The sequence below is a fragment of the Pseudomonas sp. GW821-FHT02A11 genome, from assembly GCF_059421985.1.
This window is the reverse complement of record NZ_JBWKWB010000004.1, coordinates 71339-94878: the sequence shown is the minus strand read 5'-3', so window position 1 is coordinate 94878 and position 23540 is coordinate 71339. Positions and strand designations below refer to the sequence as shown.

The window sequence follows — 23540 nt, the reverse complement described above, 5'->3', positions numbered from 1 at the left end:
GTCTCTCGTTTATCTATTCGGGTCTATTAAATTCGGGTTAGCGACAAGCCAGCCCAGGTGGCGAGCAGCCCGCCGAGTACGCTGATCAACGCGTAACCAATGGCCAATGGCGCCTGACCACTTTCCAGCAGACGTATCGTGTCCAGCGAGAACGACGAAAACGTGGTCAAGCCACCTAGAAATCCCACCATCAAACCGGCGCGCAACTCGATCGGCACCTCCGGGCGAATCAGAAACAGCCCGTACAGAAAGCCGATGAGCAGACAGCCCACCAGATTGACCGCCAATGTCGCGGTGTAGAAGTAGCGAGGCCAGTTCGCGGCAACGACGTTGGAGGTGGCAAAGCGCAATAATGTACCAGCCACGCCACCAACCGACACAGCAAGAATCAACTGAATCACTATTTTCTCCGCTGACGAGGACTGGCGCGGTCGAGCGCGGCCAGATGTTTGAGCTTTTCGCCGATTTTCAGCTCGAGGCCCCGAGGAACCGGCTGGTAATACTGACGCGGTTCCAGCTCGTCAGGGAAGTAGTCTTCACCTGCCGCATAGGCATCCGGTTCGTCGTGGGCATAGCGGTATTCCTCGCCATAGCCCAGTTGCTTCATCAATTTGGTCGGCGCGTTGCGCAAGTGCAGCGGCACCTCCAGCGAACCGTGCTCGGTGGCTTCGCGCATGGCCATCTTGAAACCCATGTACACCGCGTTGCTCTTCGGCGCGCAGGCCAGATAGACGATGGCTTGCGCAACGGCCAACTCGCCTTCCGGGCTGCCCAGACGTTCCTGCACATCCCAGGCGGACATGCACAACGGCAGCGCGCGAGGGTCGGCATTACCGATGTCCTCACTGGCCATGCGCACCACGCGGCGCGCCAGATAGAGGGGATCGCAGCCGCCATCGATCATCCGCGCAAACCAGTACAGCGCCGCGTCGGGGTTGGAGCCGCGAATGGATTTGTGCAGCGCGGAAATCTGGTCGTAGAACGCCTCGCCACCCTTGTCGAAACGCCGCCGACTGTCGCCCAGCAAGCTTTGCAGCAATTCGGGCCCGATCTCGCTGCCGTCTTCAGCCAGGTCCGAGGCATTTTCCAAAAGGTTGAGCATCCGCCGGCCATCGCCGTCGGCAGCGGCCAGCAGGGTCTTGAAAGCCTCGTCGCCCAAGCTCAGATGACGCTTGCCCAAGCCGCGTTCTTCAGTGAGCGCACGATCCACCAACTGACGCAGCGCCGCTTCGTCGAGGCTTTTCAGCACATAAACCCGAGCGCGGGACAACAAGGCGTTGTTGAGTTCGAACGACGGGTTTTCGGTGGTCGCACCGATGAATATCAGCGTGCCGTCTTCGACGTAGGGCAGAAACGCATCCTGCTGCGACTTGTTGAAGCGATGCACTTCGTCCACGAACAGGATGGTTCGGCGGCCGTATTGGCCGGCCTGTTGTTTGGCGACCTCGACGGCCTGACGGATTTCTTTCACCCCGGCCAGCACCGCAGAAACGGTTTCGAAGTGCGCATCCGAGACCTTGGCCAGCAGCCGCGCCAGCGTGGTTTTACCCACGCCCGGCGGCCCCCAGAAGATCATCGAGTGCAACGCGCCCTGCTCCAGCGCCTCACGCAAGGGCTTGCCATGGGCGAGCAAGTGCTGTTGACCGACGTACTCATCCAGATTGGTCGCCCGCAAACGGGCGGCCAACGGCTGGGCAATCGGTTCACTGCTGAACAGGTCCATCAATGACGCTCTTACCTTGTGTTCCTAAAGACGCTGCAGACGCTTATTCCTGAATAACGTCAGCGCCCTTCGGAATCTGGAACTGGAATTTGCTCGCCGCGACAGGCTCGTTGGCCTTGACGCCGGTGAACAGGATATTGGTGCGCTGACCGACGCTGTCGATCAACTGCATGTCGTTGATCATGCCGTTACGGAACGACAGACGCAGGTTGTCGAACAGGGTGTCCTTGGATTTGGGCTTGAGCACGAAGTCGATCACGCCGCCCGCTTCCTTGGCGGTGATGTCGAAGCTTTCGCTGATCTTCGAGACGTCACCGGACAGCAGCAACGCCGGGGTCTGCGTCAGGCGCTGGTCAAGGGTCTTGATGGTGACCTGTTCCAGGTCCGGGTCCCACAGCGAGACTTTCTTGCCATCGGAAACCATCAGTTGCTCTTGCGGCGCGTCAGTGTGCCAGTAGAACAGACCCGGGCGCTGCAGGGTCATCTCGCCGGAGGTTTCCTGCAGCTGCGTGCCGCCGCCGTCCAGGGTCAGCTGGGAAAAACGGCCGCTGAGGGTCTTGGAGTTTTCCAGCAGTTGGGTCAGGCGCGCCACGTCCTTGCTGTCGGCGTGGGCCGGGATAGCGGAAAAAGCCAGTGCAGATACCAACAACATGCGGATAAGACGCATGGGAGTCCTCTTTGGGGTCAATTAAGACGGACGGCGCCCGCAGGCGCCATCCGGTCACACGTAATGGGTGAAGTGTCAGTCACGCATGGGGGCTGGCGCAATCACTTCCCGCGAGCCGTTGGTGTTCATCGCAGTCACGACGCCGGCCATTTCCATGGCTTCGATCATGCGCGCGGCGCGGTTGTAACCAATCTTGAGTTTGCGCTGCACGGCCGAAATGGACGCGCGACGGCTTTCCAGCACGAAATTGACCGCCTCGTCATACAGCGCGTCGGTTTCGGCGTCATCGCCGTCGCCACCACCGCTGCCGCCACCGTCGAAGCCGCTGCCAGCCTCTTCGACGCCATTGAGAATATCGTCGTTGTATTGCGGCGTGCCGCGCAATTTCCAGGCTTCGACGACGCGGTGAACCTCGTCGTCGGACACGAACGCGCCGTGAACACGAATCGGCAGACTGGTGCCCGGCGGCATGTAGAGCATGTCGCCGTGGCCGAGCAGCTGTTCGGCACCGCCCTGATCGATGATGGTGCGTGAGTCGATCTTGCTCGACACCTGGAACGCCATGCGGGTCGGAATGTTGGCCTTGATCAGACCGGTGATCACGTCGACCGAAGGACGCTGGGTCGCGAGAATCAGGTGGATACCTGCCGCACGAGCCTTCTGCGCGATACGGGCGATCAGCTCTTCGACCTTCTTGCCAACGATCATCATCATGTCGGCAAATTCGTCGACGACCACAACGATGGTCGGCAGCTTGGTCAGCAGCGGCGCTTCGTCGTGAATGCTTTCGCGGTGATACAGCGGGTCGGCGATCGGCGTGCCGGCCTCTTCCGCTTCCTTGATTTTGTGGTTGAAGCCCGACAGGTTACGCACGCCCATCTTGGCCATCAGCTTGTAGCGACGCTCCATCTCGGCCACCGACCAGCGCAGGGCGTTGGCCGCGTCCTTCATGTCGGTCACCACCGGGCAGAGCAGGTGCGGAATGCCTTCGTAGATCGACAGCTCGAGCATTTTCGGGTCGATCATGATCAGCTTGGCGTCTTCGGGGCCGGACTTGAACAGGATCGACAGGATCATCGCGTTCACACCCACCGACTTACCGGAACCGGTGGTACCGGCTACCAGAAGGTGCGGCATCTTGGCGAGGTCGGTGATGATCGGCTTGCCGCCGATGTCGTGGCCCAGCGCCAGGGTGACCGGCGATTTGAAGTTGTCGTATTCCGGAGTCGACAGCACCTCGGAGAAGCGCACGATCTGGCGGTCTTCGTTGGGGATCTCGATACCGACAGTGGTCTTGCCTGGAATCACCTCGACCACACGAACGCTGGTCACGGCCAGGGATCGCGCAAGGTCTTTGGCCAGGTTGGCGATGCGGCTGACCTTGACGCCTGCGGCCGGCTGGATTTCGTATCGGGTAATGACCGGGCCCGGATGGATCGAGTCCACACTGACCTCGACGCCGAATTCCTTGAGCTTGATTTCCAGCAGATGCCCCACTGCGGCCAAGGACTCAGGCGAATAGTTGAGCTGTTTCTTTTCGGCCGGGTCGAGAATCGAGATCGGCGGCAAGGTGCCTTCAACGGCGCTGTCGACGAACAACGGCACCTGTTTCTCTTTTTGCACGCGCTTGCTCGGCTCGGGCGGTCTGGCCGGAGCGGGTGCGATGACGGCGGGGATGTGCTTCTCGCGGGCAACCATGTGCTCGCTCAGGGCCTGTTCGCGTTCGATCAGGCGCTCCTTAGCCTTGGCCTGTTCGCGACGGTCCGGCACAACAGGGGCGACGACCTCATCGACGCGCATGTCGACTTCACGCAGCTGGGCGACCATCTGCTTGCGCTCGTTGCGCTCGGTCCACCAGCGGTTGATCGCGCCCTGGAACAGCTCGAAGAGGTCCAAAGTGATCTTGCCGGTGGTGTCCATGACCTTGAACCAGGACAAGTCAGTGAACACCGTCAGGCCAAACAGGAACAGCGCGATGAACAGCAAGGTGCTGCCCTGAACGTTCAGTGCGCGCTTGGCCAGATCCCCCAGGACCTCGCCCAGAACGCCACCGGCAGAACCCGGCAACCCGGACATCGAGTGGAAATGCAGATGCGCCAGTGCAGCGCCGGCCAGCACCAGGAACACCAGGCCGATCATGCGCCAGGAGAACAGCCAGCCGCTCCATTGCCACGGCTCGTGCCGCTGGCGGAACACCTGGTAGGCCTTGACGCCCAAGAGGATCGGGAAGATATAGGCGAAGTAGCCCAGAACCATGAACAGGATGTCGGCGGCGAATGCGCCGGCGCGGCCTGCGGCGTTTTGCACCTGCACGGAGCTGCTGGTGTGGCTCCAGCCCGGGTCGGTCTGATCGTAGGTCAACAGGGCCATGATCAGGTACAGGCACAGGAAGCCGAATGCGATCAGCGCACCTTCCTTGAGCCGGTAGTGCAAATGCTGCCGCCAGAGCGGAACGGGGCTGGGTGCTGCGGTGGATTTCTTCAAAACGCTTCAATTCCTGCGCGTTGGCGCGAACATCTGATGGTTGACTATATACGACTGCATTGGCATACGGCTGCATCGACTGGAAAGCGCAGACCGTTCCCTGACACGATGGCGTTGAATACACGCTCGACAGGCGACTTGAAATGAGGTTAAACAACGTCGGGCATTGTACGGATTTGCACGCTGCACGCCACGATAGTCTGGCGTGGACCTAGCCGATCTTCAAGCGTCGATCGCAATGGCCGATTTGAGCATGCATTTTCTTTGCTGACAAAGGCTTATGACATGTTTATCCCGCATTACAGAAGTGTCGAATGGCCATGACTGCCCTGAACGGAAAGAATTTGCCTCACCTTACGCAATCCAGTGCCGGTCAACCGCGTGTGACCGCATTCCCGGGCCGTAGTTGCACGGGCCTGAGCACTCCCCTCCCCTCTCGCACGATCGGAACGCCATGCTGACCTGGTTACAACGCGACACACTCGAATTTCCGCCACTGGAAAAAGCCATGCGCGAGCCCAACGGCCTTCTGGCCGGAGGCGGCGATCTGTCGGCTGATCGATTGATCCGGGCTTATCGTCACGGCTGTTTTCCCTGGTATCAGCAAGGCCAGCCGATTCTCTGGTGGTCGCCGGACCCGCGCACGGTGCTGTTCCCCGATGAGCTTCATGTTTCCCGCAGCCTGGGAAAACTCCTGCGCCAGCAACGCTACCAGGTGACGTTCGATCAGGATTTTCCCGCCGTGATACGCGCCTGCGCCGAGCCGCGCGCCTACACTGACGGCACTTGGATCACCGGTTCCATGCAGTCGGCGTACATAGAGCTGCATGCCCGCGGCTTTGCTCACAGCGTTGAGGTCTGGGATGAGGGCGAACTGGTGGGCGGCCTGTACGGCCTGGCCATGGGGCAGCTGTTTTTCGGCGAGTCGATGTTCAGCCGCGCCGACAACGCGTCCAAGGTCGGTTTTGCCACGCTCGTCCAGCACCTCAAACACTGGGGTTTCGTACTGATCGACTGCCAGATGCCGACGCAGCACCTGCAAAGCCTGGGCGCTCGCTCGATCCCTCGACACACCTTTGCGGACTACTTGAACAAACACCTGGATCTGACAAATTCCGCCGACTGGTTACCTAGGCGAGTTTGATTGGCCTGGCATACACTCTTACGTAAAGTTTTTCTCGAGGGTTGATCATGACCGAGCTGGCGCGGCTTAAGTTTTATGCCACTCAACCCCACTCCTGCAGCTACCTGCCCGAGGAACAAGCCACCACGCTGTTTCTCGATCCCAGCCAGCCGATGGATGTGCAGGTCTACGCCGACCTTTCCGACATGGGGTTTCGACGCAGTGGCGATCATCTCTATCGCCCGCACTGCCAGAATTGCAGCGCCTGCGTGCCTGCGCGTATTCCAGTAGGACTCTTCGTCCCTGATCGTCAGCAAAAGCGCATCTTCAAGAAAAACGCCGATATCGAAGTCTCCAGCGCCAAGCCGCATTTCAGCGAAGAATATTTCGACCTGTACCAGCGTTATATTGAACAACGCCACGCGGACGGAGACATGTATCCGCCGAGTCGCGACCAGTTCTCGACATTTCTCGTCCGCGACCTGCCTTTTTCGCGATTTTACGAATTTCGCCTCGAGGGGCGCCTGCTTGCAGTGGCCGTGACCGACTTGCTGCCCAACGGCCTGTCGGCGGTGTATACCTTCTATGAGCCGTCCGAAGAACGCCGAAGCCTTGGCCGTTATGCCATCCTCTGGCAGATCGCCGAAGCGGCCCGCCTGCAACTGCACGCCGTCTACCTGGGTTACTGGATCAAGAACTGCAAAAAGATGAACTACAAGACCCAATATCGCCCCATTGAGCTGCTGACTAATCAAAGATGGGTCACTCTTTACTGAATCCCTTGGCTTGACCCTCATTTTTCGGGCACAATGCAGCCCGCTTTTGCCTGGCTGCCGTTTGCACCGGGCCATTCATTGGATACCGAGGGCTTTACTGCATGTCGAAAGAAGACAGCTTCGAAATGGAAGGCACTGTCGTCGACACCCTGCCCAACACCATGTTCCGTGTGGAGTTGGAAAATGGGCACGTCGTAACCGCGCACATCTCCGGCAAGATGCGCAAGAACTACATTCGTATTCTTACCGGCGACAAGGTCCGCGTTGAGCTGACGCCGTATGACCTGAGCAAAGGGCGCATCACTTACCGCGCGCGCTAACAGGTCATAACAAAAACGCCCGGCACATGCCGGGCGTTTTTGTTGGCAAACTTAAACACAGCATCCTTTGTAGGAGCGCGCTTGCCCGCGATTACGGACTTCCTGATATGTATGCATTGACTGATACGACGCCATCGCGGGCAAGCGCGCTCCTACAGTTTTTTGCAGGCAACAAAAAGGCGCCTGAATCGGCGCCTTTTTGCTGTATCGCAATGAAACGTCAGGCCATTTCCGCCGTAGTCTCGTAATCGAACGTAATCTCGCCGTCCTTGTAGTCGATGTGTACAACACCGCCATGCTCGGACAACTCGCCGAAAAGAATCTCCTCGGCCAGCGGACGCTTGATCTTGTCCTGAATCAACCGCGCCATTGGGCGAGCGCCCATTGCCGCGTCGTAGCCACCTTCGGCCAGGTAACTTCTGGCGGCATCGGAGACCTCCAACAGCACCCGCTTGTCTTCCAGTTGCGCCTGAAGTTCGGTGAGGAACTTGTCCACCACGCTTTTGATGACCTCATGGCTGAGGCGACCAAATTGAATGATGGTGTCCAGGCGGTTGCGGAATTCCGGCGTGAAGCTCTTTTTGATGACTTCCATCGCATCAGACGAGTGGTCCTGATGGGTGAAGCCGATCGAAGCACGCGCCGCGGTTTCAGCACCGGCGTTGGTGGTCATGATCACGATCACATTGCGGAAGTCCGCCTTGCGGCCGTTGTTGTCGGTCAAGGTGCCGTGGTCCATTACCTGCAGCAGCAGGTTGAAGACTTCAGGATGCGCTTTTTCAATCTCATCGAGCAGCAGCACGCAGTGCGGTTGCTTGGTGATGGCTTCGGTCAACAGACCGCCCTGATCGAAACCGACATAGCCAGGCGGAGCACCGATCAGACGCGAAACGGTGTGACGCTCCATGTACTCGGACATGTCGAAACGCACCAGCTCGATACCCAGCGCCTTGGCCAGCTGACGTGCCGCCTCGGTTTTACCGACACCGGTTGGACCGGCAAACAGGAACGAACCGACAGGTTTGTCAGGGGATTTGAGCCCGGCGCGGGACAGCTTGATCGCGGTGGACAGCGAATCGATGGCCGCATCCTGACCGAATACGGTCAGCTTGAGGTCACGTTCCAGATTACGCAGCAGTTCCTTGTCGGAGCTGTTGACGTGCTTTGGCGGAATCCGCGCGATTTTCGCGACAATGTCTTCGACCTGAGGGACTTCTATACGCTTGACCCGCGACTCGACCGGCTGCAGGCGCTGGAAGGCACCCGCCTCGTCGATCACGTCAATAGCCTTGTCGGGCATGTGACGATCATTGATGTAGCGCGAGGCCAGCTCAGCCGCCGCACGCAGGGCCTCATCGCTGTACTCGATGTTGTGATGCTGCTCGAAACGACCTTTTAGGCCTCGCAGAATGCCAATGGTGTCTTCAACGGAAGGCTCGGACACGTCGACTTTCTGGAAGCGACGGGCCAGGGCACGGTCTTTTTCGAAGATGCCGCGAAATTCCTGGAAGGTGGTGGAACCGATGCAACGGATATCACCCGAAGACAGCAGCGGCTTGAGCAGGTTGGACGCGTCCATCACCCCGCCCGACGCAGCGCCCGCACCGATAATGGTGTGGATTTCGTCGATGAACAGAATGGCGTGTGGGCGCTTTTTCAGCTCGCCGAGCAACGCCTTGAAGCGCTTCTCGAAATCGCCACGGTATTTGGTACCGGCCAGCAGAGCACCGAGATCCAGGGAGTAGACGACGCTGTTAGCCAGCAGGTCCGGCACCTGGTTGTCGACGATGCGCTTGGCCAAGCCTTCGGCGATGGCGGTTTTACCGACACCGGCCTCACCGACCAGCAGCGGGTTGTTCTTGCGACGGCGCGCGAGAATCTGAGCGACACGCTCGACTTCCAACTCACGGCCAACCAGAGGATCGATGCGGCCCTGACGAGCCAGTTCATTCAGGTTGCTGGCATAGGCATCCAGAGGATTGCCCGAAGAAGAAGACTCGCCGCCCTCGTCATCCTGCATATCTTGCTCACCTTCAGAGTGATCGCCATGCCCCGGCACCTTGGAAATACCGTGAGCGATATAGTTGACGACATCGATGCGGGCCACGCTCTGCTGCTTGAGCAGAAACACAGCCTGGCTTTCCTGCTCACTGAAAATCGCCACCAGCACGTTCGCGCCGGTGACTTCACGCTTGCCGGAACTCTGCACATGGAACACGGCACGTTGAAGCACGCGCTGGAAGCCCAGGGTTGGCTGGGTCTCGCGATCCTCATCGTGTACGGGGATCAGCGGCGTGGTGGAGTCGATGAACTCCTGAAGGTCGTGTTTGAGTTTGTCGAGGTTTGCGCCGCAGGCACGCAGAACAGTGGCGGCAGCCTCATTGTCCAATAGGGCCAGCAGAAGGTGCTCCACGGTCATGAATTCATGACGTTTGGAACGGGCCTCCTTGAAAGCCAAATTGAGGGTGACTTCGAGCTCACGGTTTAACATAGCTTCACCTCATACCCAAGTGTCCGGCGTTAACCGTCCTTCTCGATCTCACAGAGTAGCGGATGCTGGCTTTCCCTGGCGTATTGGTTGACCTGCATTGCCTTTGTCTCGGCGATGTCGCGGGTAAACAATCCGCAGACTGCCCGTCCCTCTGTATGGACGGCCAGCATGACCTTGGTCGCCAGCTCACGATTCAGGTTGAAAAACACCTCCAGCACTTCGACAACAAAATCCATCGGGGTGTAGTCATCGTTAAATAAAACCACCTTGTACATCGGTGGCACCTGCAATGTCGGCTTGGCTTCCTGCACCGCGATGCCTGCCGCCTCGTCATCGTGGGGCTGCGAGTCATCCTGATTGAATGTTAGTCGAATCTTGCTCATTGCATGCATGGTAAAGAAGGTTCGCAGGGGACGAAATTAAATAGATTGGTCATGATCATGCACGTTATCGATTGGACCGCCACAAGACCTTGACTATCGGCTAATCGGTGTTACAAACAATAGAACCCACATTGGGTAAAAAGGGTCCGCGCAGTCAACCAAAATTTTTTAGGTCCGGCGGATGAGAGGTGATGATACTCCCATCGGAGTCCTTTGCAGAGGGATGTGACTATGTCAAGCGGTAAGGTCAAGTGGTTCAACAACGCCAAGGGGTATGGCTTCATCGTTGAAGAGGGCAAGTCGGAAGACCTTTTCACTCATTACTCAGCCATCCAGATGGAAGGATACAAAACGCTGAAGGCTGGTCAATCGGTCACTTTCGATATCATTCAAGGGCCAAAAGGCCTCCATGCGGTGAATATCAAAAACCCGGTAGATCCAGTGTCACTCGGCGCGAAACCCGAAAAGCAGCACGAACACAGCAAAGATCACGCCTGAGCCGGACCGTTCAAGCGCGAGACCTGAAAAGCCGGTCATGCCTCAAGGACTGACCGGCTTTTTTTGTGCCCCCTCGATCATCACCCAGGCAATTCCCTTCTCTCTATATAGGTACCTGGCCAGGCAAGCTCATGAGTCGGCAAAGACACTACTCTGGCTCCGCGCGTTCAATCATCGAACACCTGCCCCACTCCCGGTTCCGGGGCCTGCTGAAAGAATCCTCCTTTAGTCGAAATTCGACTTGCGGTTCAACCACCCTTCACTACGCTTGAACGACTGCGACAGTCTGCCGCAGCCCCCATGAGACGCGGGCTTCAAGGTTTTGAACATTTTTTGTCGTAGCGACCGGGAGGCTGAATCGATCAACTCGGGTGTCAAGCGTTCACACTACTATCGTATTAATGGCCGGGACCGGTGGTATACTCGCCGCCGGTGACCATAGGGTCATTGGGGGCCGAGCCATCTGAAACGAGACTTTCAGCCCTCGACAGGCTGGACCGTTACCGCGATCCAACCGCTTGACGCTCGACTGATGTACCCCATATCACGCGACGAAATTCTCGACTTTCGGCTCATCGATACCTTGGGCGAAAGTGCCTACCCTGCGCATCTCGAAATTTTGTGTACGCTCAGCAAAGAAGAGAGTTATCCCGAAAATGTCCAACCGCTCGAAGATCATCTATACCTTCACCGACGAAGCTCCTGCCCTCGCCACCTACTCACTGCTGCCGATCATCGAAGCGTTCACCGCTTCGGCTGACATCGCCGTCGAGACTCGCGACATCTCCCTTGCAGCCCGTATCCTTGCCAGCTTCCCTGAGCAGCTGGGCGACAAGAAGGTTTCCGACGATCTGGCAGAGCTGGGTACACTGGCGACCACGCCGGAAGCCAACATCATCAAGCTGCCGAACATCAGCGCCTCGGTTCCACAACTGAAGGCCGCGATCAAGGAGCTGCAAGCCAAGGGCTACAACGTCCCGAACTACCCGGACGAAGTCGTCACCGAAGCCGACAAGGCAGCCCAGGCGGGCTACGACAAGGTAAAAGGCAGCGCCGTGAACCCGGTTCTGCGTGAAGGTAACTCCGATCGCCGCGCACCGCTCTCGGTCAAGAACTACGCGCGCAAGCACCCGCACAAGATGGGTGCCTGGGCAGCAGACTCCAAGTCCCACGTTGCCCATATGGACAGCGGCGACTTCTACGGCAGTGAAAAATCCGCGCTGATCGAAAACGCCGGTTCCGTGAAGATCGAACTGATCGGCAAGGACGGCAAGACCACCGTTCTGAAAGAAAAGACTCCGGTTCTGGCCGCTGAAATCATCGACTGCGCCGTGATGAGCAAGAAAGCCCTGCGCGCTTTCGTGGCCAAAGAGATCGAAGACGCCAAGAAACTGGGCGTGCTGTTTTCCGTTCACCTGAAAGCCACCATGATGAAGGTCTCCGACCCGATCATGTTTGGTGAGTTCGTTGCCGAGTACTATGGGGACGCGCTGAAGAAGCACGCTGATGTCCTGAAAGAAATCGGCTTCAACCTGAACAACGGTATCGGCGACCTGTACGCCCGCATCAAGGATCTGCCCGCTGACCAGCAGGCGCAGATCGAAGCGGACGTCAAAGCCGTTTACGCGACCCGCCCTCCTCTGGCGATGGTCAACTCCGACAAGGGCATCACCAACCTGCACGTGCCGAGCGACGTTATCGTCGACGCCTCGATGCCTGCGATGATTCGTGATTCGGGCAAGATGTGGAACAACGACGGCGTCCTGCAGGACACCAAGGCCGTGATCCCGGATCGCTGCTACGCCACCATCTACCAGGCTGTCATCGAAGACTGCAAGAAGCACGGCGCCTTCGATCCGACCACCATGGGCAGCGTGCCAAACGTTGGCCTGATGGCCCAGAAAGCCGAAGAGTACGGCTCGCACAACAAGACGTTCCAGATCGAGGCTGATGGCGTGGTCCGCGTCACCGACGACAAAGGTCAGGTCCTGATGGAACAGAACGTCGAAGCTGGCGACATCTTCCGCATGTGCCAGACCAAGGACGCGCCGATCCAGGACTGGGTCAAACTGGCCGTCAACCGTTCGCGCCTGAGCAACACCCCGGCCATTTTCTGGCTGGACCCACAGCGCGCCCACGACGCCGTGATGATCAAGAAGGTCGAGCAGTACCTGAAAGATCACGATACCACCGGCCTGGACATCACCATCAAGTCGCCCGTTGACGCGATGAAGATCTCCCTGGAGCGCATCCGCGCCGGCAAGGACACCATCTCGGTCACCGGTAACGTACTGCGTGACTACCTGACCGACCTGTTCCCGATCATGGAACTGGGCACAAGCGCCAAGATGCTCTCGATCGTTCCGCTGATGAATGGCGGCGGTCTGTTCGAAACCGGCGCTGGCGGTTCGGCTCCCAAGCACGTTCAGCAGCTCAACGAAGAGAACTTCCTGCGTTGGGACTCGCTGGGCGAATTCCTGGCACTGGCCGCTTCCCTGGAGCACCTGGGCAACGTCTACAACAACCCGAAAGCATTAGTACTTGCCACTGCCCTGGACAAGGCCACCGGCCAGTTCCTGGACAACAACAAGTCGCCATCGCGTAAGGTTGGCGGTATCGACAACCGCGGCAGCCACTTCTACCTGGCGACCTACTGGGCTCAGGCCCTGGCCGCTCAGACCGAAGATAAAGAGCTGCAAGCCAAGTTCACCCAGCTGGCCAAAACCCTGACCGACAACGAAGCGACCATCGTCGCCGAATTGAACGCCGTACAGGGCAAGCCTCTGGACATCGGTGGCTACTACTTCGCCACCCCAGAACTAGCCAGCAAAGCCATGCGTCCCAGCAAGACCCTGAACGACGCGATCGACGCGCTGAAGTAAGGCTTGCCGGATCGACGGTTCAGGCCGTCGAGCGCAACAAGAAAGCCCTGGCCTTGTGCCGGGGTTTTCTTTTTTGCACGGCAACACGATCTGTGAGAGCGAATTCATTCGCGAAAAATAGCCCAGCCGACAGAGATGCATGAGCTGACAAGGCCTCTCGCGAATGAATTCGCTCCCACAGAAAATGTGCAGCTCTTTACTATCAGGCATCAGCCCCCACCCCAAAGAGTTCAACATGACCTGGCAACCCCACATCACCGTCGCCACTATCGTCGAAGACAACGGTCGCTTTCTCTTCGTCGAGGAAACCAAGCACGGCAAGCGCGTGCTCAATCAGCCTGCCGGCCATCTGGAAGCCAATGAAACCCTGCTTGAGGCGGCCATTCGCGAAACCCTTGAAGAAACCGCCTGGGACGTCGAGCTGACCGGCGTGGTTGGCATCTACCTGTACACTGCGCCCAGCAACGGCGTGACCTACCAGCGCCTGTGCTTCGCCGCCAAACCGCTCAAGCATCACCCCGAGCGTGCGCTGGATTCCGACATCGATGGCGCCCTGTGGCTGACCCGCGATGAACTGGCCAGCCAACCCGATCGCTGGCGCAGCCATCTGGTGCTGGACTGCCTTGACCACTACCTCGCAGGCCCGGTCCACAGCCTGGATGTGGTGCGCAACTGAATAGCTTTTAGCCTTGGCGTCGACTCCCTGATAGAATCGCGTCCTTTTCCAGACTACCCATCGAAACCCTATGTCTGATTCAGCTTCCAACACAGAAAAGAAACGCGTCATTGTCGGCATGTCCGGCGGCGTGGATTCTTCGGTCTCCGCCCTTCTACTCATCGAGCAGGGGTATCAGGTGGAAGGCCTGTTCATGAAGAACTGGGAAGAAGACGACGGAACGGAATACTGCACCGCCATGGACGACCTCGCGGACGCCCAGGCCGTGTGCGACCGGATCGGTATCAAACTGCACACTGTGAACTTTGCCGCCGAGTACTGGGATAACGTCTTCGAGCACTTCCTCGAAGAGTACAAGGCCGGCCGCACGCCGAACCCGGACATCCTGTGCAACCGCGAGATCAAGTTCAAAGCCTTCCTGGACTACGCTTTTATGCTCGGCGCCGACCTGATCGCCACCGGCCATTACGTGCGTCGTCGCGACATTGATGGCCGCACCGAGCTGCTCAAGGGCCTGGACCCGAACAAGGACCAAAGCTATTTCCTCCACGCCGTCGCGGGTGAACAGATCGCCAAGACCCTGTTCCCGGTCGGCGAGCTGGAAAAACCGCAAGTACGCGCCATCGCCGAGAAGTACGAACTGGCCACCGCCAAGAAGAAGGATTCCACCGGGATCTGCTTCATTGGCGAGCGTCGCTTCACCGACTTCCTCAAGCAGTACCTGCCTGCGCAACCGGGCGAGATCAAGACCACTCAGGGCGAAGTCATCGGCCGTCATGCGGGCTTGATGTACCACACCATCGGCCAGCGTCAGGGCCTGGGCATCGGCGGTCTGAAAGACGCCGGCGACGAGCCGTGGTACGTGCTGGAGAAGGATCTGGTCAACAACGAGCTGATCGTCGGCCAGGGCAACGACCACCCGTGGTTGTTCTCCCGCGCCCTGCTCGCCTCGGACATCTACTGGGTCAATCCGATCGACCTGAGCACCCCGCGCCAGCTGACCGCCAAGGTCCGCTATCGCCAGAGTGACCAGAGCTGCACGCTGGAACGCACCGCGACCGGCTACCGCGCCACCTTCGACGAACCCCAACGCGCCGTGACCCCGGGTCAGTCCGTGGTGTTCTACGACGGCGAAATCTGCCTGGGCGGTGGCGTCATCGAAATCGCCGAACCCTGGCACAGCAAGGACCCTCGTTGATGAGTCCGATTCAAGAGCAACTCACCGCCCTGGGCGGCGTGTTTCAGGCCGCCGTGCTGGTGGACCGCATCGCCAAGACCGGCCAGGCCGGCGAAGCCGCGGTGGGCTGCCTGATCGGCAGCCTGTTGAACATGGACCCCAGGGACACGCTGGACGTATTCGGCGGCGATGACCTGAACCTGCGCGAGGGCTACCGCGCCCTGGCCAGCGCTCTTGAACGCGACCCCGGCACCCTGCAACGCGAGCCATTGCGTTATGCGCTGGCCATGCTGGGCCTGGAGCGCCAGCTGTCCAAGCGTGACGACATGCTCGACACCATCGGCAAGCGCCTGCCGCAAATCAAGTCCCAGGTCGAGCATTTCGGCATCGTTCACGAGAACGTGATCGCCGCCAGCGGTGCGCTGTATCAGGACACCCTGAGCACATTGCGCCAGCGGATTCAGGTCCACGGCGACATGCGCAACCTGCAGCAGCCCAACAACGCCTCGAAAATTCGCGCCCTGCTGCTGGCCGGAATTCGCTGTGCGCGACTTTGGCGACAAGTGGGCGGCCATCGCTGGCAACTGGTCATCAGCCGTCGCAAGCTATTGAAAGAACTGTATCCCTTGATGCACGGCTGATTGCCCGACACCAGCAAACAGCCCCGGAAACACCCATGGCGCAATCCAGGACGGCCAACCGACCTCGGCTGAGCCGTTTTTTCGTGTATGATACGCGCCCTTCTCAAAGCCCGACTGTCCGAGAGCACCCCATGCAGCTTTCTTCGCTCACTGCGGTTTCCCCTGTAGACGGCCGCTACGCCGGTAAAACCCAGGCCCTGCGCCCCATTTTCAGCGAATACGGTCTGATCCGTTTCCGCGCCCTGGTCGAGGTTCGCTGGCTCCAGCGCCTGGCGGCTCACCCGCAAGTCCCTGAAGTCCCGGCGTTCTCCGCCGAAGCCAACGCCATCCTGAATGCACTGGCCGATGACTTCGCCCTCGAGCACGCCGAGCGCGTCAAAGAGATCGAGCGCACCACCAACCACGACGTGAAAGCGATCGAGTACCTGCTCAAGGAGCAGGCCGCGAAGCTGCCGGAACTGGCCAAGGTCAGCGAGTTCATCCACTTTGCCTGCACCAGCGAAGACATCAACAACCTGTCCCACGCCCTGATGCTGCGTGAAGGCCGCGATACCGTGCTGCTGCCGTTGATGCGTCAGATCGCCGAATCCATTCGCGAACTGGCGATCCGCTTCGCCGCGGTGCCGATGCTGTCGCGCACTCACGGCCAGCCAGCGTCGCCGACCACTCTGGGTAAAGAGCTGGCCAACGTCGTCTACCGTCTGGAGCGTCAGATCGCTCAGGTCGCCGCCATTCCGCTGCTGGGCAAGATCAACGGCGCCGTCGGCAACTACAACGCGCACCTGTCGGCCTACCCGGACATCGACTGGGAAGCCAACGCCCGCGCCTTCATCGAAGACGAGCTGGGCCTGGGTTTCAACCCGTACACCACGCAGATCGAGCCGCACGACTACATCGCCGAGCTGTTCGATGCGATCGCCCGTTACAACACCATCCTGATCGACTTCGACCGCGACATCTGGGGTTACATCTCCCTGGGTTACTTCAAGCAGAAGACCGTCGCGGGCGAAATCGGCTCTTCGACCATGCCGCACAAAGTCAACCCGATCGACTTCGAAAACTCCGAAGGCAACCTAGGCATCGCCAACGCACTGTTCCAGCATCTGGCCAGCAAGCTGCCAATCTCCCGCTGGCAGCGCGACCTGACCGACTCCACCGTATTGCGCAACCTCGGCGTGGGCTTCGCTCACAGCGTGATCGCTTACGAAGCCAGCCTGAAAGGGATCGGCAAACTGGAGCTGAACGAGCAGAAGATCGCTGCCGACCTGGACGCCTGCTGGGAAGTCCTGGCTGAGCCGATCCAGACCGTCATGCGTCGCTACGACATCGAAAACCCGTATGAGAAACTGAAGGAATTGACGCGCGGCAAGGGCATCAGCCCTGAAGCATTGCTGACCTTCATCGATGGTCTGGACATGCCTGCCGAGGCCCGCGCCGAGCTGAAAAAGCTCACTCCGGCCAACTACATCGGCAACGCCGTGGCACAAGCCAAGCGCATCTGAGCGCACGGCACACGCTCTGGACGCCCGGCTGAGCCGGGCGTTTTTATTCCAGTGTGAAAAACAGCTTTTTTCAATAGGTTACACATGAATCCTGACATTCCTCTTCAGTTGCTTGGCGGCATCACCGCGCGCGAATTCCTGCGTGATTACTGGCAGAAAAAACCCCTGCTGATCCGCCAGGCGATCCCGGACTTCGAAAGCCCGATCGACGCTGACGAGCTGGCCGGCCTGGCATTGGAAGAAGAAATCGAGTCGCGCCTGATCATCGAAAACGGCGTGCGCCCGTGGGAAATGCGTCGCGGCCCGTTCGCCGAAGACGAGTTCAGCAAGCTGCCGGAAACCGAATGGACCCTGCTGGTTCAGGCCGTTGACCAGTTCGTGCCTGAAGTGGGCGAGTTGCTGGAGAGCTTCCGCTTCCTGCCGAGCTGGCGCATCGACGACGTGATGATCAGCTACGCCGCACCGGGCGGCAGCGTTGGGCCGCACTTCGACAACTACGATGTGTTCCTGCTGCAGGGTCACGGCAAGCGCCACTGGAAAATCGGCCAGATGTGCGACAGCGAAAGCCCGCTGATCGAGCACGCCGACCTGCGCATCCTCGCCGAATTCGAGGGTACAGACGAATGGACGCTTGAGCCAGGTGACATGCTCTACCTGCCGCCGCGCCTGGCCCACTGGGGCGTGGCCGTGGATGACTGCCTGACCTACTCGGTCGGTTTCCGCGCGCCGAGCGCCGCCGAAGTGCTGACCCACTTCACCGATTTCCTCAGCCAGTTCATGTCGGACGAAGAGCGCTACACTGACGCCGACGCGCAACCGGTCAGCGATCCGCACCAGATCCAGCGCGATGCCCTGGATCGCCTCAAGGCGCTGCTGGCCGAGCACATGAGCGACGAGCGCCTGCTGCTGACTTGGTTCGGCCAGTTCATGACCGAGCCACGCTACCCGGAACTGGTCACTGGCCCCGAGCTTGACGACGCCGAGCTGCTCGACAGCATGGAACAGGGCGCCATCCTGATTCGCAACCCGAGCGCGCGTCTGGCCTGGTCCGAGGTTGACGAAGACCTGCTGCTGTTCGCCAGCGGCCAGAGTCGCTTGCTGCCCGGTCGTCTGCGCGAACTGCTGAAACTGATCTGCGCGGCCGATGCACTGCATATGGATAATCTGGGCAACTGGCTGGCCGACGACGATGGCCGCAGCCTGCTTTGCGAGCTGGTCAAACAAGGAAGTCTGGGGTTTGCTGATGAATAAGATCCGCGTACGGGTAGCCGACTGGCAGAAAGACAACGCCGATATCCGGCGTATTCGCGAAGCCGTGTTCATTGCCGAGCAATCGGTGCCGCCTGAACTGGAATGGGACGCCGAGGACGCAGGCGCACTGCACTTCCTGGCATTTGAAGGCGACTACCCGATCGGCACGGCGCGCCTACTGGCGGACGGTGAAATCGGCCGGCTGTCGGTGCTCAAGGACTGGCGCGGCCTGCACGTGGGCGACGCGTTGCTCGATGCAGTGATCAAGGAAGCCGAAAACCGCGACCTGAACAAGCAGAAGCTGAGCGCTCAAGTGCACGCCACCGCGTTCTACGAGCGTGCAGGCTTCACTGTGGTCAGTGAAGAGTTCCTTGAAGCTGGCCTGCCCCACGTGGCCATGGTGCGCAACTCGCACTGAAAACGTTTTCTCGCAACACCCTGAACGCCCTGTCGTTAACGCTTCGGCTGACTATGCTGAAACCTGAACACGGGGCGTTCTGCTCTCTGCAATTCAATTTGAGCGGATCCGGGCCGACACACTGGCATGACACACTGGCAAACTGAACGCTTAGATGCGCCCCCTCGCGGAGATCACACCGATGTCGTTACGCACCTTGCTCGCTTCAGCGCTGTTGGCTTGCAGCTTCACGGCCGTTGCCGCCACCGAAGTCATTCCCCTGAGTTACCGCACCAGCGATGATCTGATGCCCACCGTGAAGTCTTTTCTGGGCAACGACGGCAGCGTCAACGCCTATGGCAACAAGCTCATCGTCAACGCCGAACCCGATAAGATCAGCGAACTTCGCGACCTGCTCTCGCAGCTGGACACCGCGCCCAAGCGTCTGATGATCAGCGTCGACACCAGCGACAACACCATTCAGAGCGACCAGGGTTACTCGGTCAACGGCACCGTTCGCTCGCAGAACGGCCGTATCAGCGCCGATGGCAAGACCCGAATCATCAATTACGGCACGGCCAGCCGCGACGGCGGCGTGCAGTCGGTTCAGGCCAACGAGGGCACCCCCGCGCTGATTCAAGTGGGCCAGAGCATTCCGATCACCAACGTGCAGACCGACTCCTACGGCTACGCGCAGACCAACACCCAATACCGTAACGTCACTCGCGGGTTCTACGTCACGGCCAACATCACCGGCGACATTGTTCACCTGAGCATCAGCACCAACAACGACCGCATGAGCCAGCAACAGGCCGACGCAATCAAGGTGCAGAGCACCGACACCCAGGTTAGCGGGCGCTTGGGCGAGTGGATCACCCTGGCCGGTGTTAGCGATCAGTCCCGCGCCGACGAACAGGGCGTGACCCGCCGCTATTCCACCCAGGGCCGCGACGACATGACCCTGCGCGTAAAAGTCGACAGCCTGGACTGAGCGCCTCCCGAGACGCCGCACATTTCTCTGTAGGAGCGAATTCATTCTGGGCGGCATTCCGACGAAAGATTTTTCAGGCGACAGTTCTGTATCGCCAGATCCTTCTTCGCGAATGAATTCGCTCCCACAGTCTTTCAACCGCAGGCATCCACAGCCCACCGACCAAAAGTCTTTTCCCATTGATTATGTAGTGCTCGCTGACGCACTACATACCTGACCTCCCCGTGACCAGCCAGTGCTGCAGCTGACTCATCCTTCCCAGCACCAAAAGGCCCGAAACTGACTGATGAGTCGTATTAGACAAAAGATGTAGTGCTCTGAAAATATCACTACAAAGTGTTTGACGACGCCAGAATGCCGAGGCATGATGGCCTCGCTCCCGCAAATCGGAGGTTTTGCAGAAAGCCTCAGGATCGTGCTCGAACTCAACCAGATTGAGCAGGTTTGCGTCTTTTCCGCCCAAAAGGCAGCGTCATCGCGTCACCACCGTGAACGCGAAAAATACCCAGGCTGTTACCCAATGCTTTCCGATTCTGTGAGCACCCATAAATGCGCCTTCAAGAAACCTTGAGGCGCTGGCAGAGCAAAGCGCTTCATCTCAAGACTCACAAGACCAAGCGACGAGGTTTACCCCATGGCACTGACACGCGAACAACAAATTGCAGCCATCGAGAAAGACTGGGCCGAGAATCCACGCTGGAAAGGCGTGACCCGCACCTACTCTGCTGCTGACGTCGTCCGCCTGCGTGGCTCGATCCAGCCAGAACACACGTTTGCCAAATTGGGCGCTGAAAAACTCTGGAACCTGGTGACTCAGGGCGCCAAACCGTCCTTCCGTCCCGACAAGGACTTCGTCAACTGCATGGGCGCCCTGACCGGCGGCCAGGCCGTGCAACAGGTCAAGGCCGGTATCCAGGCGATCTACCTGTCCGGCTGGCAAGTGGCCGCGGACAACAACTCTGCCGAGTCCATGTACCCCGACCAGTCGCTGTATCCGGTGGATTCGGTTCCAACCGTGGTCAAGCGCATCAACAACTCGTTCCGCCGCGCCGACCAGATCCAGTGGAAAGCGGGCAAGAATCCGGGCGACGAAGGCTACATCGATTACTTCGCGCCCATCGTGGCTGACGCCGAAGCCGGTTTCGGCGGCGTCCTGAACGCCTACGAACTGATGAAGAGCATGATCGAGGCAGGCGCTGCCGGCGTGCACTTCGAAGACCAACTGGCCTCGGTAAAAAAATGCGGCCACATGGGCGGCAAGGTACTGGTACCCACCCAAGAAGCAGTGCAAAAGCTGGTGGCTGCGCGCCTGGCGGCTGACGTCGCGGGCGTTCCGACCATCATTCTGGCCCGTACCGATGCCAACGCGGCGGACCTGCTGACGTCGGACTGCGACCCGTACGACCAGCCGTTCGTCACCGGCACCCGCACCCCTGAAGGCTTCTACAAGGTGCGCGCCGGTCTGGATCAGGCGATCGCCCGCGGCCTGGCCTACGCGCCGTACGCCGACCTGATCTGGTGCGAAACTGCCAAGCCGGATCTGGACGAGGCCCGTCGCTTCGCTGAAGCGATCAAGAAGGAGTACCCGGACCAGCTGCTGTCGTACAACTGCTCGCCTTCCTTCAACTGGAAGAAGAACCTGGATGACGCGACCATCGCCAAATTCCAGCGCGAGCTCTCGGCGATGGGCTACAAGCACCAGTTCATCACCCTGGCCGGCATCCACAACATGTGGCACAGCATGTTCAACCTGGCGCACGACTACGCCCGCAATGACATGACCGCTTACGTGAAGCTGCAGGAGCAGGAGTTCGCCGACGCCGCCAAGGGTTACACTTTCGTGGCGCACCAACAGGAGGTGGGCACCGGCTACTTCGACGACATGACCACCGTGATTCAGGGTGGCCAGTCCTCGGTCACCGCCCTGACCGGCTCGACTGAAGAAGAACAGTTCCACTGATTGACAGCCGTTTCGCAGAAGCCGCCTTCGGGCGGCTTCTGTCGTTTTGAGGTCTTTAATGACCTACCGAAGTAGTAGGTCTTTCGTCGATAGACACGACAAATCGACGTACAAAAGTTAATTAAAGGCGACGCAGGCAAAACCTTCATTTGACGAATGCAGTAACGTCAACTTCGCTAACTCCCAGAGCAACGAAGCCAGCAACGCTTCAAATGATATTGATTATCAATTAAGGAGCAGAACTTTCATTACCGAATGAGGGAAACATAATTAACAAAACGGGCGCTAATGCCCGTGCCATAAGGCCTCGCGCACCAAAACCGTGATCTGGCTCATTAATCCCGTGAATAAATTTGATGTAGAAAATTTACTTGCTCTTCTTTTGCACATAAAATCCCGGAATTGATCGCACTGCGACATATCGTCACTGCCTCTACTTCTTTTCAAGCTCAGAGACCCTTGCTCTCTGTTAAGGATTGCCAGCATGTCCGAATCGACAGGTTTGATTGCCCACAACTGGGGCTTCGCCATTTTCCTTTTGGGCGTCATCGGCCTCTGTGCCTTCATGCTTGGCCTGTCCAGCCTGCTCGGCTCCAAAGCCTGGGGTCGCAGCAAGAACGAACCGTTCGAATCCGGCATGTTGCCTACAGGCGGCGCCCGCCTGCGGCTTTCCGCAAAATTCTATCTGGTCGCGATGCTGTTCGTGATTTTCGATATTGAAGCCCTTTTTCTGTACGCCTGGTCTGTGTCCGTCCGCGAAAGCGGCTGGACCGGCTTCGCCGAAGCTCTCGTTTTCATAGCAATTCTGTTGGCAGGTCTTGTCTACCTATGGCGGGTAGGGGCGCTCGATTGGGCTCCCGTTGGTCGTCGTAATCGGCAGGCGAAGCTAAAACAATGAGGCTTTGGCAATGCAATACAATCTCACCAGGATCGACCCCGATGCTCCTAACGAGCAGTACCCCATCGGCGAACGGGAAACCGTTTCCGATCCGTTAGAGGATCAAGTCCACAAAAACATCTTCATGGGCAAGCTCGAAGACGTGCTGAGCAATGCTGTCAACTGGGGTCGCAAGAACTCCCTTTGGCCGTACAACTTCGGCCTGTCCTGCTGCTACGTGGAAATGACCACCGCCTTCACGGCGCCCCACGACATTGCGCGCTTCGGCGCCGAGGTTATCCGGGCATCGCCGCGTCAGGCGGATTTCATGGTTATTGCCGGCACCTGCTTCATCAAGATGGCACCGATCATCCAGCGTCTCTACGAGCAAATGCTTGAGCCTAAATGGGTCATTTCCATGGGTTCGTGCGCCAACTCCGGTGGCATGTATGACATCTACTCCGTGGTACAGGGCGTGGACAAGTTCCTGCCCGTAGATGTTTACGTGCCCGGCTGCCCGCCCCGCCCAGAGGCATTCCTGCAAGGCCTGATGCTGCTGCAGGAATCCATTGGCCAGGAGCGTCGCCCGCTTTCCTGGGTCGTCGGCGACCAAGGCGTTTACCGCGCCGAGATGCCGTCGCAGAAGGAACAGCGCCGCGAACAGCGAATCGCAGTGACCAATCTGCGCAGCCCCGACGAAGTCTGATCCAGTTTTCTTTAT

At 59.0% G+C, this 23540-nt stretch carries 21 protein-coding genes; 15 read left to right on the top strand and 6 right to left on the bottom strand.

Translation table 11 applies throughout. The features are described 5' to 3' along the window. Positions 1–26: 26 nt before the first annotated feature. The 4 genes from crcB to AC07V9_RS07905 all read right to left on the bottom strand — a co-directional run bounded on the left by crcB (position 27) and on the right by AC07V9_RS07905 (position 4874). Positions 27–401 (bottom strand): fluoride efflux transporter CrcB, encoded by a 375-nt coding sequence (gene crcB / locus AC07V9_RS07920; RefSeq protein ID WP_495015176.1) that lies wholly within the window; start codon positions 399–401, stop codon positions 27–29. After that, the gene (locus AC07V9_RS07915) at positions 401–1723 is read right to left on the bottom strand and encodes a replication-associated recombination protein A (RefSeq protein ID WP_495015175.1); all 1323 of its coding nucleotides are present in this window, start codon (positions 1721–1723) and stop codon (positions 401–403) included. The genes crcB and AC07V9_RS07915 overlap by 1 nt, the downstream gene beginning before the upstream one ends. 43 nt (positions 1724–1766) lie before the next feature. Beyond that, entirely contained in the window at positions 1767–2390 is a 624-nt protein-coding gene (gene lolA / locus AC07V9_RS07910) for an outer membrane lipoprotein periplasmic chaperone LolA (protein ID WP_495015174.1), read from the bottom strand. Positions 2391–2465: 75 nt separating this feature from the next. Next, a complete protein-coding gene (locus AC07V9_RS07905) occupies positions 2466–4874 on the bottom strand; it encodes a DNA translocase FtsK (RefSeq protein WP_495015173.1) in 2409 nt (802 codons plus the stop codon). A 454-nt stretch (positions 4875–5328) separates the two neighbouring features. Here AC07V9_RS07905 and aat point away from each other — a divergent pair, with 454 nt between their 5' ends. From aat to infA, 3 genes are all read left to right on the top strand, one after another. Beyond that, the gene (aat, locus tag AC07V9_RS07900; RefSeq protein WP_495015172.1) at positions 5329–6018 is read left to right on the top strand and encodes a leucyl/phenylalanyl-tRNA--protein transferase; all 690 of its coding nucleotides are present in this window, start codon (positions 5329–5331) and stop codon (positions 6016–6018) included. Between the two features lie 47 nt (positions 6019–6065). Further along, complete coding sequence (locus tag AC07V9_RS07895; RefSeq protein WP_495015171.1) at positions 6066–6773, top strand: arginyltransferase; 708 nt, start codon at positions 6066–6068, stop codon at positions 6771–6773. A 101-nt stretch (positions 6774–6874) separates the two neighbouring features. Beyond that, entirely contained in the window at positions 6875–7093 is a 219-nt protein-coding gene (gene infA, locus AC07V9_RS07890) for a translation initiation factor IF-1 (protein ID WP_002553999.1), read from the top strand. A gap of 220 nt (positions 7094–7313) precedes the next feature. Here infA and clpA read toward each other — a convergent pair whose 3' ends face one another. After that, a complete protein-coding gene (clpA, locus tag AC07V9_RS07885) occupies positions 7314–9584 on the bottom strand; it encodes an ATP-dependent Clp protease ATP-binding subunit ClpA (RefSeq protein ID WP_495015170.1) in 2271 nt (756 codons plus the stop codon). 29 nt (positions 9585–9613) lie between these two features. Continuing rightward, positions 9614–9976, bottom strand: a complete 363-nt coding sequence (gene clpS / locus AC07V9_RS07880) for an ATP-dependent Clp protease adapter ClpS (RefSeq protein WP_495015169.1) — start codon at positions 9974–9976, stop codon at positions 9614–9616. 222 nt (positions 9977–10198) lie between these two features. Between clpS and cspD the strand changes: the two genes are divergently transcribed. From cspD to AC07V9_RS07820, 12 genes are all read left to right on the top strand, one after another. Beyond that, the gene (gene cspD / locus AC07V9_RS07875) at positions 10199–10465 is read left to right on the top strand and encodes a cold shock domain-containing protein CspD (protein WP_495015168.1); all 267 of its coding nucleotides are present in this window, start codon (positions 10199–10201) and stop codon (positions 10463–10465) included. Positions 10466–11121: 656 nt separating this feature from the next. Further along, positions 11122–13347 (top strand): NADP-dependent isocitrate dehydrogenase, encoded by a 2226-nt coding sequence (locus AC07V9_RS07870; protein WP_495015167.1) that lies wholly within the window; start codon positions 11122–11124, stop codon positions 13345–13347. 235 nt (positions 13348–13582) lie between these two features. Then, complete coding sequence (locus tag AC07V9_RS07865) at positions 13583–14023, top strand: NUDIX hydrolase (protein WP_495015166.1); 441 nt, start codon at positions 13583–13585, stop codon at positions 14021–14023. Positions 14024–14093: 70 nt separating this feature from the next. Further along, positions 14094–15221: a tRNA 2-thiouridine(34) synthase MnmA gene (gene mnmA / locus AC07V9_RS07860; RefSeq protein WP_495015165.1), complete on the top strand. Its 1128-nt coding sequence runs from the start codon at positions 14094–14096 to the stop codon at positions 15219–15221. After that, on the top strand, positions 15221–15841 hold the full coding sequence (gene hflD / locus AC07V9_RS07855) for a high frequency lysogenization protein HflD (protein WP_495015164.1): 621 nt from the start codon (positions 15221–15223) through the stop codon (positions 15839–15841). Before mnmA ends, hflD begins: the two co-directional genes overlap by 1 nt. Before the next feature lie 131 nt (positions 15842–15972). Beyond that, entirely contained in the window at positions 15973–17343 is a 1371-nt protein-coding gene (purB, locus tag AC07V9_RS07850) for an adenylosuccinate lyase (RefSeq protein ID WP_495015163.1), read from the top strand. 84 nt (positions 17344–17427) lie between these two features. Beyond that, on the top strand, positions 17428–18594 hold the full coding sequence (locus AC07V9_RS07845; protein ID WP_495015162.1) for a ribosomal protein uL16 3-hydroxylase: 1167 nt from the start codon (positions 17428–17430) through the stop codon (positions 18592–18594). Further along, positions 18587–19012, top strand: a complete 426-nt coding sequence (locus tag AC07V9_RS07840; protein WP_495015161.1) for a GNAT family N-acetyltransferase — start codon at positions 18587–18589, stop codon at positions 19010–19012. Before AC07V9_RS07845 ends, AC07V9_RS07840 begins: the two co-directional genes overlap by 8 nt. Before the next feature lie 181 nt (positions 19013–19193). Continuing rightward, on the top strand, positions 19194–19982 hold the full coding sequence (locus AC07V9_RS07835) for a secretin N-terminal domain-containing protein (RefSeq protein ID WP_495015160.1): 789 nt from the start codon (positions 19194–19196) through the stop codon (positions 19980–19982). Between the two features lie 634 nt (positions 19983–20616). Beyond that, the gene (aceA, locus tag AC07V9_RS07830) at positions 20617–21942 is read left to right on the top strand and encodes an isocitrate lyase (RefSeq protein WP_495015159.1); all 1326 of its coding nucleotides are present in this window, start codon (positions 20617–20619) and stop codon (positions 21940–21942) included. A gap of 484 nt (positions 21943–22426) precedes the next feature. Beyond that, positions 22427–22840 carry an NADH-quinone oxidoreductase subunit A gene (locus AC07V9_RS07825; RefSeq protein WP_108239282.1) on the top strand — a complete coding sequence of 138 codons (414 nt, stop codon included), beginning with the start codon at positions 22427–22429 and terminating at the stop codon, positions 22838–22840. Between the two features lie 10 nt (positions 22841–22850). Beyond that, positions 22851–23525: a NuoB/complex I 20 kDa subunit family protein gene (locus tag AC07V9_RS07820; RefSeq protein ID WP_495015158.1), complete on the top strand. Its 675-nt coding sequence runs from the start codon at positions 22851–22853 to the stop codon at positions 23523–23525. Positions 23526–23540 lie beyond the last annotated feature (15 nt).

Excerpts from the sequence above, each read along its gene's own strand:
- aat (WP_495015172.1), top strand. The coding sequence starts at position 5,329 with ATGCTGACCTGGTTACAACGCGACACACTCGAATTTCCGCCACTGGAA.
- AC07V9_RS07825 (WP_108239282.1), top strand. The coding sequence starts at position 22,427 with ATGTCCGAATCGACAGGTTTGATTGCCCACAACTGGGGCTTCGCCATT.
- lolA (WP_495015174.1), bottom strand. The coding sequence starts at position 2,390 with ATGCGTCTTATCCGCATGTTGTTGGTATCTGCACTGGCTTTTTCCGCT.
- hflD (WP_495015164.1), top strand. The coding sequence starts at position 15,221 with ATGAGTCCGATTCAAGAGCAACTCACCGCCCTGGGCGGCGTGTTTCAG.
- purB (WP_495015163.1), top strand. The coding sequence starts at position 15,973 with ATGCAGCTTTCTTCGCTCACTGCGGTTTCCCCTGTAGACGGCCGCTAC.
- cspD (WP_495015168.1), top strand. The coding sequence starts at position 10,199 with ATGTCAAGCGGTAAGGTCAAGTGGTTCAACAACGCCAAGGGGTATGGC.
- AC07V9_RS07835 (WP_495015160.1), top strand. The coding sequence starts at position 19,194 with ATGTCGTTACGCACCTTGCTCGCTTCAGCGCTGTTGGCTTGCAGCTTC.
- clpA (WP_495015170.1), bottom strand. The coding sequence starts at position 9,584 with ATGTTAAACCGTGAGCTCGAAGTCACCCTCAATTTGGCTTTCAAGGAG.
- mnmA (WP_495015165.1), top strand. The coding sequence starts at position 14,094 with ATGTCTGATTCAGCTTCCAACACAGAAAAGAAACGCGTCATTGTCGGC.
- AC07V9_RS07845 (WP_495015162.1), top strand. The coding sequence starts at position 17,428 with ATGAATCCTGACATTCCTCTTCAGTTGCTTGGCGGCATCACCGCGCGC.
- aceA (WP_495015159.1), top strand. The coding sequence starts at position 20,617 with ATGGCACTGACACGCGAACAACAAATTGCAGCCATCGAGAAAGACTGG.
- AC07V9_RS07840 (WP_495015161.1), top strand. The coding sequence starts at position 18,587 with ATGAATAAGATCCGCGTACGGGTAGCCGACTGGCAGAAAGACAACGCC.
- AC07V9_RS07915 (WP_495015175.1), bottom strand. The coding sequence starts at position 1,723 with ATGGACCTGTTCAGCAGTGAACCGATTGCCCAGCCGTTGGCCGCCCGT.
- AC07V9_RS07895 (WP_495015171.1), top strand. The coding sequence starts at position 6,066 with ATGACCGAGCTGGCGCGGCTTAAGTTTTATGCCACTCAACCCCACTCC.
- AC07V9_RS07865 (WP_495015166.1), top strand. The coding sequence starts at position 13,583 with ATGACCTGGCAACCCCACATCACCGTCGCCACTATCGTCGAAGACAAC.
- AC07V9_RS07870 (WP_495015167.1), top strand. The coding sequence starts at position 11,122 with ATGTCCAACCGCTCGAAGATCATCTATACCTTCACCGACGAAGCTCCT.
- clpS (WP_495015169.1), bottom strand. The coding sequence starts at position 9,976 with ATGCATGCAATGAGCAAGATTCGACTAACATTCAATCAGGATGACTCG.
- infA (WP_002553999.1), top strand. The coding sequence starts at position 6,875 with ATGTCGAAAGAAGACAGCTTCGAAATGGAAGGCACTGTCGTCGACACC.
- AC07V9_RS07820 (WP_495015158.1), top strand. The coding sequence starts at position 22,851 with ATGCAATACAATCTCACCAGGATCGACCCCGATGCTCCTAACGAGCAG.